The organism is Desulforamulus putei DSM 12395, assembly GCF_900129195.1.
Lineage (GTDB): Bacteria > Bacillota > Desulfotomaculia > Desulfotomaculales > Desulfotomaculaceae > Desulfotomaculum > Desulfotomaculum putei.
Window position 1 is genome coordinate 1 of sequence record NZ_FQUY01000040.1, and the last position, 12,316, is coordinate 12,316.

The 12,316-nt window shown below is 38.0% G+C and carries 11 protein-coding genes, 1 pseudogene and 1 riboswitch; of the genes and pseudogenes, 3 read left to right on the forward strand and 9 right to left on the reverse strand.

All coding sequences use genetic code 11. From position 1 onward, the window contains the following. From BUB67_RS16730 to BUB67_RS15160, 8 genes and pseudogenes are all read right to left on the reverse strand, one after another. Positions 1 to 287, reverse strand: a pseudogene (locus BUB67_RS16730) (hypothetical protein); the annotation flags it as partial. Between the two features lie 196 nt (positions 288 to 483). Beyond that, the gene (locus tag BUB67_RS15110) at positions 484 to 936 is read right to left on the reverse strand and encodes a TVP38/TMEM64 family protein (protein WP_073240220.1); all 453 of its coding nucleotides are present in this window, start codon (positions 934 to 936) and stop codon (positions 484 to 486) included. A 297-nt stretch (positions 937 to 1,233) separates the two neighbouring features. After that, positions 1,234 to 1,977, reverse strand: coding sequence for a protein kinase domain-containing protein (locus BUB67_RS15120; protein WP_073240222.1), 744 nt, complete (start codon positions 1,975 to 1,977; stop codon positions 1,234 to 1,236). A gap of 306 nt (positions 1,978 to 2,283) precedes the next feature. Then, positions 2,284 to 2,652, reverse strand: coding sequence for a flagellar basal body rod protein FlgB (gene flgB, locus BUB67_RS15125; RefSeq protein ID WP_073240223.1), 369 nt, complete (start codon positions 2,650 to 2,652; stop codon positions 2,284 to 2,286). Positions 2,653 to 2,688: 36 nt separating this feature from the next. Then, the gene (locus BUB67_RS16060; protein WP_084127771.1) at positions 2,689 to 4,098 is read right to left on the reverse strand and encodes a cation diffusion facilitator family transporter; all 1,410 of its coding nucleotides are present in this window, start codon (positions 4,096 to 4,098) and stop codon (positions 2,689 to 2,691) included. Between the two features lie 648 nt (positions 4,099 to 4,746). Beyond that, a riboswitch (NiCo riboswitch) is annotated at positions 4,747 to 4,842 on the reverse strand. 247 nt (positions 4,843 to 5,089) lie between these two features. Beyond that, the gene (locus BUB67_RS15150) at positions 5,090 to 5,869 is read right to left on the reverse strand and encodes an AP2/ERF family transcription factor (protein ID WP_073240225.1); all 780 of its coding nucleotides are present in this window, start codon (positions 5,867 to 5,869) and stop codon (positions 5,090 to 5,092) included. 251 nt (positions 5,870 to 6,120) lie between these two features. Then, positions 6,121 to 6,246, reverse strand: coding sequence for a Spo0E family sporulation regulatory protein-aspartic acid phosphatase (locus BUB67_RS17500; protein WP_084127772.1), 126 nt, complete (start codon positions 6,244 to 6,246; stop codon positions 6,121 to 6,123). Positions 6,247 to 6,277: 31 nt separating this feature from the next. Next, the gene (locus tag BUB67_RS15160) at positions 6,278 to 6,595 is read right to left on the reverse strand and encodes an accessory gene regulator ArgB-like protein (protein ID WP_073240226.1); all 318 of its coding nucleotides are present in this window, start codon (positions 6,593 to 6,595) and stop codon (positions 6,278 to 6,280) included. A 282-nt stretch (positions 6,596 to 6,877) separates the two neighbouring features. Here BUB67_RS15160 and BUB67_RS15165 point away from each other — a divergent pair, with 282 nt between their 5' ends. From BUB67_RS15165 to BUB67_RS15175, 3 genes are all read left to right on the forward strand, one after another. Further along, positions 6,878 to 7,054, forward strand: coding sequence for a helix-turn-helix domain-containing protein (locus tag BUB67_RS15165; protein ID WP_073240227.1), 177 nt, complete (start codon positions 6,878 to 6,880; stop codon positions 7,052 to 7,054). Positions 7,055 to 7,288: 234 nt separating this feature from the next. After that, positions 7,289 to 8,236 carry an IS982 family transposase gene (locus BUB67_RS15170; protein WP_073240228.1) on the forward strand — a complete coding sequence of 316 codons (948 nt, stop codon included), beginning with the start codon at positions 7,289 to 7,291 and terminating at the stop codon, positions 8,234 to 8,236. Between the two features lie 375 nt (positions 8,237 to 8,611). Continuing rightward, positions 8,612 to 9,937, forward strand: coding sequence for an IS30 family transposase (locus tag BUB67_RS15175; protein WP_143157112.1), 1,326 nt, complete (start codon positions 8,612 to 8,614; stop codon positions 9,935 to 9,937). A 143-nt stretch (positions 9,938 to 10,080) separates the two neighbouring features. Here the strand turns inward: BUB67_RS15175 and BUB67_RS15180 are convergent, their stop codons facing one another. After that, a complete protein-coding gene (locus tag BUB67_RS15180) occupies positions 10,081 to 11,310 on the reverse strand; it encodes an IS110 family RNA-guided transposase (RefSeq protein WP_073240229.1) in 1,230 nt (409 codons plus the stop codon). Between the last annotated feature and the right edge of the window lie 1,006 nt (positions 11,311 to 12,316).

The following is a 12,316-nucleotide window of genomic DNA, read 5'->3' on the forward strand; positions in this document are numbered from 1 at the left end:
GCACGGCCAACCGGATCATGTTCCAGGGGAACATATGTCTCGACACGTTCGATATTCAGTTGTTGCTTAATTTCCCTGACCCAGCCCCGGACGGTTGAATCACAGCCGGTAAAGCCTTTCTCTTCTTGAAGGCGTTCAAAGATACGGCTGGCGGTGTAACGTTGTTTGGGTGGAGCATTAAGGTTTTCAACTATCCATTCGCGGATAATTGGTAAAAACTGTTCCTTACAGCGGTGCGGGTGGGGAAACTTTTCGTTTGTAACGTGTGACCTCTTCCACAGAACCATAAAGTATTTTGCGGATGGTCTGCCGGGCAAGACCAGTTTCTCTAGAAATTTGTCTTATTGATTTGCGTTCCTTGATGTGAAGATCTTTGATATACTTATAAGTGTCCACCTTGATCATCCTTTTCTACCTGCCTTTGCTGTTGTCTTGTCAACTCCAGCATAGCAGGTTTGATGGTCAGGGTGGTCAACTTTTTCTTTAGCATTTTCTTTTCTGGTGGTCAATTTTTATTCTAGCAAATACACTGCTGTTTGATAGAAATGAAAACTTCTCCAGCCTTTCCTTACTAACAAAAATATTGACTATAGGATAGCCAATCATTCTTGATAAATAAAAAACTGCAGTTGTGCCTATTATAGTGCCAATTAGCAGCAGTGCTGAGCCTAAAACAACTCCATATACATACCCGCCAGCTATTTGAACAAATTCACCAGGAATGACAGGAATAACTATGTGACTGATCTGAAACCCCATAAATACAAATGTTCCAGTTATCCCATAAGATAATATATAATCTCTGAATTTCTCCGTATTGCTTATTGTACTCATTATAAAGGGTGTGTATTTTAGGCTGATAAATACAATAATCCCTATGAACAGGATTGCCAGAACTATGTTCCTTACAAATATATTTCTCTCTTTGATATCCATATATCCCTCCACATTTGTATGCTATTCTCCGTTGAAAAGATTCTTCAAAAAGTTATCGGCAATCTGCTTAAGGAACCCTCTTATCACATTATCAGGAGAGTCCCCGAATATAAAATTAATAATCCTCATGAAGCTGTCATAAATCTGCGTATGATACTTGAATGCCAGAATTACCGCAATCACTATCAGAATCATAAAAACAATTACAATAAACAGACATCCTGTAAGGAGCACCTTTAATGTCTTTTTACCTAAACGATTCCGCTTTAAATAATATAGGATATCCTCAAAATCCATCTATTCACCGCCTTTACCTTCGATTTTCAATAAAGAATGAAACTCCTTTTCAACCTCTACAATGCTACTATATCTTTGCTCTACGCCCATTAATCTTTTCAGGAACAGCCGTTCATCATCCGCCAATTCCAGTTCCTCATACCAAGGCCGCTTTCTGCCTTTTTTGTACTCATAAGACGAGTAATACAAATGGAGCAGGAAATCGCCTAAAAAGGCGAAATCCATATCTGCCCTATATTTCCTATTGTTAATCCACCGGGCAAGCCCGAAATCCAAAAGATTCACCTTTTCCAAATGATACAAGGTATTAGGCACACGGATATCCCTGTGGACCACTCCTTTTGAGTGGAGATACTTCAAAATATCTATCAGCTGCCAGGCAATGCAGTATATCTCGTCTCTTGAAAAAGCCTTCCTGTCAATGTAAATAATATCCTCAAAGGTTCTGCCTTCCTTGAATTCAAGTACATACCCATAAAAATCATTAAACTCTATTCTCTCGATAAACTGGGGAATAGACTCATGCTGAAGTTCTTTAAGTATGTCCTCCTCATAGCGGAGCTTTCCCTTTGATTTTTTAAGCATGCCCAGTTTCAACTGCTTTAGTATAAACTGTTTTTGACCATAAGAAACAAGATAGCAGATTCCGAACCTGCCTTCTCCAAGTATTCTTATTATTTCATATCCCTTTATCTTTTCTGATGGTCTGTAAATCCTGTCCTGCCTGAATAAACTCAAGACCATGAGCTTTTGCGGCGGTGACGGTTGGGATAGTACCCATTGTTATGGCTTGGGTGGTGTCCGTCATGATGCCCATCATGATGTTCTGAATAATGCCCATCGTGCTGATTGGGATAATACCCGTCATGGTGGTTTGAATAAGACCTTGAATGCCTTCCCGAACCTGTCAGAGCATCGATAATTTTGCCAAGGATTCCGCCTGATCCATGCGGCCTTTTATAGTATTCACCACCACGGTTGTAATTGGGATAGTGTCCTTTACTTCTCGATCTTGAAAAAAAGCTCATAAAAAATCCTCCTCGCTAATTGTTATTTACCTTCCTTGATAACCATCTTCAATTTGCTATAGCCTGCCAATTGGGTTAATGCATTATACTGGATTGTGTTTTTAGCCAGAGCTGCCACTTCAGCTTCTATAACCACGTTATTTCCATCCAATCTCATGCTCAAGTTTGTATTATCCTCCGTAACATTTATTTCAATTTTGTCAACGCTGCTTTTCTTGAAGTCCTTGCTTTCCATTGCTTCCCGCAGATCCTCCTCGAAGGATACGGTTTTTCTTTTATAGCCTGGAGTATCAGCATTGACAATGTTTTGAGCAATTGCCTCGTTTCTTTTCCAAGACGCATCCAGAGCCTTATGGATGATGTTTTTGCTGTTTAAAATCTTATCCAGCATATAATCAACTCCCTCAATCTGGAAATTAATTTATTGTTATACGGTATCCTCAAGCGGTTCAAAGTGAATATGAACGTTCTCTATCTGATTCACATTACTTTTCAGCTTATCTTTTATAGTCATTGATACCACTTCAAGTTTATCTACTGTAAAATCTCCCCTTATCCCACAATGCAGGAATGTAGTAATTTTATCCCCTTTACTGTAAAGCTTTATATCATGGCAATCTATATTGTTGTTTATACTACTGACAGTATTGCGGATGTCATTGACAATATCCTGCTGTTCTTCGGTAATATCCTCAGTTTTTACTTCTTGTTCCGTACGTTCAAAATATAGGCTTACATTATCTACATTTTTTATTGCATTCTGAATCATATGGCTAATCTGATGTGATAATTCATGGGATTCATTAAGCGTTAGATTTTCTTTTAATTCTATGTGTGCAGTAATCTTCTTTTTACCCTCAAGCTCATAAACATAGATATTATGAATATTTGTGCAATTAGGTATTCGGCTTATTATCCCTTCCAAAGTATGATTGATATTTATGTCTGTAATTCCTACAGCATCAGCAGGAAATGTGCTGACTACAATATCACATCTTGGTATTTTCTCTGAAATTTTCTCTCTTATTTCATGAACTATGTTATGAACAGCCCTATGGCTTTGATTAGGTTCAATACCTACATTTACATCAATATATTGAACTGCTCCTGAAGGTCTGATTCTTATTTCTGCAACTTGAAGCACACCAGGAATCTTGTTAATTTCTTCTTCGATCATTTCCTTCATACCCTTTGGTGCCGTATCCAGCAAAACATCAATGGCCTCCTTTCCAAGCTTGATACTCACTTTAATAACAAGCAGAGCCACTCCTAAAGCAGCAATCGGGTCAGCATGTTTCAAAGCCGGGATACTGAAATAATCCCCTATCCATACACAAATTAGTCCTATAATTACTACAGAGGAGCTCCACACATCACTGCTAAAGTGAAGAGCATCTGCTTCTAATGCCTGGCTTCCATGTTCTTTTGCAGCCTTTTTTAAAACCTTAACCCTTGAGACATCAACAATGATCGAAATAATCATAATTAAGACGCCCCATTGAATTCCGATCAACTCCACATTTTTGCCAAAAAACAGCTTTTCCACCGCTTCATAGATGATCCAGCCACAGGTGATGAAAAGTAAAACTGTTCCTATAAGGGCAGAAAAGCTTTCGATTTTCCCGTGGCCATAGTGGTGTTTGTAATCTGCAGGTTTATCAGAAATCTTAACTGCAAAAAGAGTAATAACCGCAGCAAATAAATCCAGTCCCGAATGTAGCGCTTCAGATAAAATTCCTAAACTACCTGTAAAAATACCCACTACTATCTTCATTAACGTAAGGAATATTGCCGCAAAAACAGAGCTGATTGCTGCTTTTTGCTTATCAATAGACATTATTAAACCACTCCTAATAACTTTTGAATAAATAATTATATGACAATTTACTTGTACTAAATATTTATGCATAGCAAAAAAGCACTTCTGAGATTCTACTTTTAAAGTATGCCATTTACAGAATAAAATAATCATCCGAATAATTTGGGCATACTAAAACAAAGCAGTACACAAAATGATATAATTCTTTATACCATCAGTGGTAACAAGTCAGAGTGCTTTCTATTATGTTTATATTTCCCACCATGAAAGCAGAGACATAAGATCACAAACAAACGAAGACCTTGTAATTCAGAAAAGCACATATTCAACAGGGTTAAACGAATGTTCTCTATAATAGTTGGATTTAATACCAATTGCTGAAACTTGAATATTTTAAATAGAATTATTCTTAATTTCTTAAATAATTTTTTCAAAATCGATGATGGTTTGTTATTATTTATCGCATGATTAAATACGCCTTCATAATCATGATGCTCATGCGCCTCAAAGAAGCCATGTGGCATGAATATAGACACCAAAGAGAAAAATAAGAGTAAAGACAAAAATATTAACTTATTTTTTTGCACTATCCTTACATATAATGCGTTCATATAAGACAACTCCAGTTTAACAAAAATACCTGTGGCACCATAATTTGTTTAGAATTATAGTCCCACAGGTATTTTATCCTGCTGCCGGCTCTTTTGCCAGCCCAGCCCCACACACTTCATAGAAGCGTATCGCCTGCTCTATTTAAAATATTAAGTTACACACCTTAATTAATAGTCTATGTTAAAGTAAATTCGTTTGTCAAGAGTTTTTATCAATTTACATGAATTCACAGGTGATGAAAGAAGTTTTGTACAGTAGAAAATAAATCCTTTTTGCGTGGCATATGTCAGAGCTTTGGCATACCGGGCGTTTGACAGATTAAAGAACGTAAAGGACATTTTACAGGTATACAACAAGCTATAGAACAGCGTCTCTCAGCACATCACTCTTTGTAATGTCATAACTCCGGCAAGTTTAGCTTAGCGTGTTCACCATATAATTCCTTTGCTTTTTTATCATAAGCCCTTGCTGCATCAATCTCATTAAGAAATCGTCCGAGAACATTAACCTTTCTCGTATGGCTTATTTGAGCTGTCCACAGATTTCTTTTCTTGCTCCAGGATACTCCAACATATTTCGAGGTTTTATTACGGTACTTTGCGTTACTCCGTCCTTGTCCCGCCCGTGAAATTTTTTCTATCCTACCTGAACCATATTTTTCGTTGATTTCATTATACCTTTTTTCAAATTGCTCCATATTTAATTCGGGAAAATTCCTTGCTGCAATATCTCCGTAATGAAAGAGCATTAAATAATCGGCTACAATTCCAGCTTCATCCTCTTGATTGTACCTTCCACCAGTTATAACCTTACCATTCTTTCGGACTTGAACAACCCATTTTTCTAGAGCATTATTGTAACAAACACCGTGATATTGCGAAGATTTGCCTTTTCTGTTGGATGAAACAACATGCCAAAACTCGCTTTTATCCTTACAAATAAGAATATTATCCCTCGTGAAATCAAGCTTATTTCCGTTTTTATGAGCAATTGACTGCCCCTGTTCTATACCAAAAACAACTCGGGAAAACGTCTTATAATGACCATCTACGAAAGTTACAGGGGTACTCTTGTTTTTACCCGTTTTGCTTATAACCCATTTAAATTGTTTTGCAATCTCATATTCGGCTTGATCAACAATAATTTGTTGTCCTTTTTTAGTGACAATTACAGGCATAATACATTCCTCGGTTTCTAAATAAAGTTTGTACTATAGACTTATTATATATATTTTATAATACATCATGCTACAACATATGCGTTCACTGAAAGAAAGGCTCTGTAAGCCCTCGATTACAACGCCCTTCCCCATGGAAAAAGTAAAAGTATGTAGAAATATATAAGTGTACAATTGCCGCCTATTTAGGAATAAATTAAATCTGACTATAATTTGTCGCAAGGGTTTATCATAGGTAGCAAACTTCAAATTCAATAATCAGATGCCGTTATTTCCTGTTCTTCCATTCTGCTAGAATAAAATTCTAGAATCAAAGTATCTATTTCTCTGCTAATTTCTAAAACTGCTTCACTATGTAAATTGTCAGGGATAGCCATAATATTTAAGTGTTTTATCAATTCATATAATTTATTGATGATAGGTGTCTTTAGCAATCAATGAAGCTGTGATAAATAGCCCTAAAGAAACAAGAAGGCATTTACCTTGTGTATCCATGTGGTAGCCTCCCGCAATCATTCGCAAAGATACAAATGCCGAAGTAACAATAAGCGTGGGTACAAATATTCCTAAAATTAGAGAAACCAAAAAAATAACAGCAAATTTAACCGATTCCCCTATCACAACTTGAAAACCAAAATAATATGCAAACCGCCTTTGGTGATTTTCATTTAATACCCCCGCTAATCCTTTCGCGCAGGCATATGACCATTTATTTACAAACCTCATTTTGCATCATTCTCCTCACAATTTATTCTACATTATACACTATATTTTACCATTTATCCATGAGATAAGTTTATTACAATATATTGAGCAGATAAAACCGGAATATAGATATATTGTAAATCTTAACATGATAAAAATACACTTGCGTTAAGCTAGAATAGTATTAGATAAATCCCTTGCTAATATTGTTGAGAAAGTGTACTTCCATTTATTTCTTGACGTATGTTACACAATGTCGTATAATATTATATGAAGTTATACAATGACGGAAGGGGGTGAAATATGAAAGATGAATTACTGACTACCGATGAGATTTGCGAATGGTTAAAAGTTACCAGAAGGACCATTGAAAGATGGCGTAAAAATGGATTACCCTTCTTTAAAATCGGTAGCAGTGTGAGGTTCAACAAAGAAGAGGTATTAAAATGGATTGAGCAAAACAGTAAACAGCAAAATTAAGAAGGAAGCCGCTTCCCGCAAAAGAATCCGACTTCCTAACATGAAACAACCTTGAGACAAGGTATGCTTCACTATTATTATAGCAAAAGCTATGCCTTTCTTCAAGGTATGTAGGAGGCTAATTTAACTTGTTGTGCTAGCTTTTTAAATACCAAAACTTGCGAATGAAAAACTCCAGCTTAATATTGTAACCTATCAAAGTAACGCCAATCACTAGATAGGGGGTCACAATATATGCTGGAGCTCGATAGAAGCTATTCTATCAAAGAAATTGGAGATTTGAAAGACTTCGTAATTGTCGCCTATGTGATAATAGACGATATTTACCAGAAAGTCACTCCAACATACATCAGGAATCGCTGTAATATCAACGATTCCATACTGAGTGACAGTGAAATAATTACCATTAGTATTGTTGGAGAATTACTCACTATTGACTCAGAAAATGCTTGGTTTAGTTTCTGTAAGAAGAATATGAAAGACCTGTTCCCAAGACTCTGTGATAGGTCCCGATTCAACAGAACACGAAGAAACCTCCATGCAGTAATCGAGGAAATAAGAAAGGAGCTTTCTTCTCTTACAGAGTTTGCAGACCAGCCTTACAGGATAATTGACAGTATGCCAATACCGGTTTGTAAGTTTGGAAGGGCAAGGTTCCATAAAACCTTTAGGGGTCACGGAGCCACCTATGGCAAATGTCCCTCCAAAAAAGAAACTTACTTAGGCTACAAGCTGCACATGCTTACAACCCTTGATGGTTTAGTTACAGACTTTGTAATAACCTCTGCTAATATTGATGACAGGGTTGCTGTATGGGACTTAGCTGCATCATACAAAAATATAACGATGCTTGGAGATAAAGGGTATACCAAGGCCGATCTGAGCAAAGATTTAAAATCTGAAAAGGGAATTGACCTTTTGCCTGTTCAAAAGAACAATAACAAAGATCAGTTTCCTAAAGCTATACGGCAGCTTATCTTCAAGCTAAGAAAGCGAATAGAAACAACAGGCTCGCAGCTTACCCAACAACTCAATATTGAGCAGGTTCTTGCAAAATCTTTTTGGGGATTGCAAGCAAGGATAAAAACCAAGCTTCTGGCCTACAACCTGTGTTACTACATCAATAAGCTTATAGGCCAGGATATTAATATTTCAAAGATCAAGCACTTAGTTTTTGGTTAATTAATCCAAACTAAGGTCTGCAGCAGGGATACTTTAGCTATAAGGCTTACCAAAATGTTCCTGTGGGCAGAAATTTATTATATAGCACAACAGATTAATTTAATGTTGAAAAATCTTATACTCAATTGCAAAATTAAATTCTACCCCCTGTATATCAGACTATAGAATTTAATCGTGCAAATCTACATGTAGAATTTAATTGTACAAATTCAAACCATAGAAACAAAATGTATTTTGAAGGTCTAGCCGCGCGGCAATGAGCGCCGGGGTTTGGGGCAGCGCCTCAAGGTCATATTTTTTAGTGTTCAAGGTTACTCTTATGTTTAATGGTGAAAACTTTATATAGCGGATTACGTTCCATCAGCAGGCCAGTGTATGAAAGGAGCGCTAGCCATGCCAAATCACAAACATTTAACCTTGGACGATCGCAGTTATATTCACTCAAGTTTGAATGCAGGTCAATCTTTCCGTTGGATTGCTCAACATCTTGACAAGGATCCTTCTACTATTTCCAAAGAGATACGAAGCCATCGCTTACCATTGCGGGCAACTCCTTACGGACGCATTCCCAATAATTGTATTCATAAAACTAATTGTAACGTAAGTGGTTTATGTGGTGATCCAAAGTGTGATCATGACTTATGCCGTCGCTGCAAAAAATGTAATACAATCTGTTCCAACTATCAGGAAGAGCGCTGTCATATACTCTTGAAAGCACCCTATGTATGTAATGGGTGTGAACAATTGAATAAGTGTGTACTTACCAAATATGTTTATAGAGCTGCAACTGCTGATAAGAGTTATCGCACTAGCCTTGTCAGCAGTAGAGAAGGTCTTTCGTATACTGAAGATGAACTCGCGTATATGAGTGAATGCCTTGCTCCTTTAGTCAAAAAAAAGCAATCTATTCATCACATTTGTGTCTCCCAGGCAGATAAGATTATATGCAGTGAACGCACTATCTACAAATTAATTGGACAAGGCGTATTATCTATACGCAATATTGATTTGCCCCGCAAAGTGCGTTACCGCCCAAGACAGCAAAGCAAGCTATTTAAAGTAGATAAGAAATGTCGGGTAGGTCGTACATATGATGATTTCCAAGCGTATATCCAAGAGAACCCCGACACTCCCATTGTTCAAATGGACTCTGTTGAAGGTAAAAAGGGCGGTAAAGTTTTATTGACAATTTACTTCTCCCAATCTGACCTCATGCTAATATATTTGAGGGATCGCAATACTTCTCAATCCGTTATCGATATTTTTAATGCTTTGGATGAAAACCTCGGCAGGGAGTCATTCTGTAGATTGTTTCCAATTATTCTTACCGATAACGGTTCAGAGTTTTCCAATCCACATGCTATTGAATACGACATATTTGGTAATCAACGAACAAGGCTCTTTTACTGCAATCCTTCTTCGCCGTATCAAAAACCGGAAATTGAGAGGAACCATGAATATATTCGCATGGTATTGCCAAAAGGTACATCTTTTGATAGCTTAACTCAAAATGATGTAAACGTGTTGGCCTGTCATATGAACTCGCTCATAAGAAAAAAGCTGAACGACAGGTCTCCTATAACTGCATTCAGCTTCTTCCATGGTGAAATGGTCCTCAACAAACTAAGCCTTCATGCAATTTTACCCGGTGATGTGACACTCACACCGGCATTGCTGAAACACCTAAAAGACCAGCGGTAAATAGTCAATAGCCAATTCTATGAAAATTGGAAAAAAATTAATGTTAAAACAGCCTTCATACCTAAAAATGGCAATAACAAACTAAACCCGTTAATATTAAAAAACGGATTTGAGAAAAGGTTATCTATCAAAAAGAGATTATATCAACTCCTTTTGCTAGCGTTATAGAGCTGATTATTGCGCAGCAAAGCAAAAACCAGCCGGACGAATTTCCTTGCGGTAAGGACGAGTGCTCTTTTGTGTTTATGCGTGGTAGCCTCCGAATATTTACTTAGGTAGAACTGCCTATACTCCTCATCATGTACCTTGATGTGGTTTGCAGATTCAACCAGATAATAACGGAGATACTTATTTCCTGACTTAATACGTGGCGTAAATTCGGCTTTCCAGTTACCAGATTGATGTTCGTTCCAGACCAGGCCTGCATATTTAGCCAGTGCCTTGTGGTTGTCAAATCTATTTATGCCAGCAATCTCAGCTACAATACCGGCAGCATAAACTGGGCCGATACCCTTAATAGAAGTAAGAGTTTGAGGAATTGCCTCAAGGTGTTGGGCAATAACCTTATCAAGCTTCTTTACCTCGGACTCTAGGGCACGTATAACACTAGCACTGGCGGCTAATGAAGCATTTACTGGATCGGCCAGAGATTTACTCAATCTATAAGACGACCGAGCAGCTTTTTTTAATGCTTGGGCCACTCCCTCTGGGTCACTAAAACGGTTCTTGCTCTTTTGCTGTATGAACTCAACCAGTTCTTCTAATGGCATAGTGGCTACTTCATCCACAGATAAAAATTCCTCCACCACTGCCATAGCTGTAGCCCCGAATTGGTTGCTAAAAAGCTTATCCTGGCATAGAGAACTGAATTTCAAGAACAAGTTATTCAGGAAGAAGGCTTTCTCCCTGGATATACTCTGCATTAAATGAAAGCGTGTGCGAGTTAAACGTTGTAGGGCAAGATAACGATCATCCACAGAAACCTCCTCCGGGAGGCGACCAAAACGTAATTTATCTGCAATAACCCAGGCATCCACATCATCGTTTTTAGGTAGATCATTATAAGAACTCTTAAAACGATGGACAGATTTGGCATTTAAAACATGAACGCTGGGAGAAAGGATTGCTAGGCGTTGGTCATTTTTTAAAAAGGTTGCAAGGTGATAACTGTAGTGGGATGTGGATTCAAGACCCACGACAAGTTTGTCCACTGAATAGTGACCAGCAGTTTGGAGAATTTTGTCCACAAGCTTAATTGCACCGGGTAGATTGTTAGTAACCGTTAATTTGCCTGCGTCAGATCCATCTTCTTTTAGAAGGCGCACTTTATTATCGTTCATGCTAACGTCAATACCAACAAAAAGTTTGGTCATATATATCACCTCCCAAGACAAGAAAATCAAGCTAAGTATAAGACCTGGGTGCCCTCGGGAAACCGCCTACCCCAGCCTCGTAATGAGTACTCATCCGGCCAGGTGGGTACAAATGGGTGCTGCAGCCCATCACCATAAAACCGGCGGCACAACCAGCGGTTAGAAATTGGCAGCGGACCAAGGGTAACAGTCTTTAAAAAGTAGTGATCTAAGAAGATCCCACAAGGAGAGATAGAAATATCCCTATACTTTGCCTGTCGGTCCCATTGTCCCGCAAATAAGCAACCAAGTCTAGATACTGCTTGATATTACAGAAAACATCGTTTAAAAAAGGCAATAGAAAACCGGCCCGGGCAAGATACCTACTAAAAGCACCTTGGAGGCCGGTAAAAGAATAACGTCTATTTTATTTTTTGATTTAGCATTATTACCCGATCGGGGTTTGGATTTTGTTAAAACTGAAAGTTCTTTATTATCACCACCCATATTCTTGGTACCTTAACCAACAAAAGTTTCAAAACTTACCCACAGTACAATAGTCGCGCGACAGGTATACCTTATTGTATCTATTGTGGGTTCGTTTATTGCTTTTGGTGGTTCAGGTACCTAATGTAGGAACCGGTTCCAACAGGGCAATCCATATAATACCAAAGATGGTAAATTGGCTTGTCCTTGTTTCTAAACTTATTATACGAGTGGAGATAACAATTGTACCCGCAGGGCTGCTATCTCTTCGGCTTTTTTCTGATCCTTCATGCTGAAAACTCCTCTCCATATTTGGTTTTCAGCATGAGTATATCTTAGGCATTCCCGGACAAGAATGCAGAACGGGTATGTAACCATAAATTTAAATTTGTTATTGGACGGACAATTCTCCCCAGCCAACCGGGAGCATCACCCACAAAATGTCCGATACGTTGGAGTGCGGTCTGTGGAGCCACGGACAGGATATCCACAGGGACATGGAAATTCCGAATGCTAAGTGAAATTAAGCAACCGATCAGGT